General features: G+C 64.6%; 1 protein-coding gene. It reads right to left on the bottom strand.

Annotated elements, in window-relative coordinates; translation table 11 throughout:
- The coding region (mobH, locus tag HZR81_RS23675) for a MobH family relaxase (protein WP_500129401.1) at positions 1–766 on the bottom strand (766 nt) is incomplete at both ends.

The raw sequence follows: 766 nt of genomic DNA, 5'->3' as shown, positions 1-766 counted from the left end.
TCTTCAACTGCGGTGGGCGTGTCGATCGTCAACGTCCCGGTGAACGGTGCCGGTCGCTCACCAGATTCCCAGATCAGCGCGGGTGCCAGCCGTAGCAACGTAAACGAGTGGCTCCAGCCGGTGGAACTGGTCACGGTCGCACGCCAGATCGCTTTGCCGTCCGGCGTGGGCTGCAACATGCCGTGATCCTGCAGCACGTTGAACACGGCGGTGTTGTTCGCTGGGATGCCGTCGATGCCTTGGGACAGCAGATGTGCCCGAAGCTTGTCCGAGACCGTCTTGCTCACCAGCCACAAACCATCCTCGGTGAGCCAGCCATCCGAGGCTTCGTGTTGGTTCAGCTTCAGCTCCTCCTTGAGCAGGTAACGCAGCCCGTCGAGCAGCTTGCGTTGCAGTGCGTGCTTGGGCGCGGCCATGGCGCGTGTGGGATCGCCGCCCAGTTCCTGGGCCACGGAAGCTCGGTCGGCCTGCACCACCAATTCGCCCAGCACGCCAGCGTGCTCGTACTGCCCGGCCAGGACGTAGAGCAGCGGTGCCCACAGCGACGGATAGCAGCTGAGCCAATCCAGGACTTCACGGTCAAGCAGTTGCCGGTAGAGCAAGCCTGTCGCGGCGCTGTGGAGCCGGTACTCGCGATCGTCTCGGTAGCGGAAGCGGTATGGCTGGCACAGCGGGCCGTGCCACGGATGCCAGATCGAGCCGTCGGCCAGCTCGACGTGCAGATCGACGGCGATCTTGCCGATGTCGTGCAGCAGTGCGGCGTAGG

The sequence above is a fragment of the Pseudomonas sp. LM13 genome (assembly GCF_041381355.1).
GTDB lineage: Bacteria > Pseudomonadota > Gammaproteobacteria > Pseudomonadales > Pseudomonadaceae > Stutzerimonas > Stutzerimonas frequens.
Note: the sequence above shows the minus strand (reverse complement) of the source record. Positions and strands in the feature narration are given on the sequence as shown.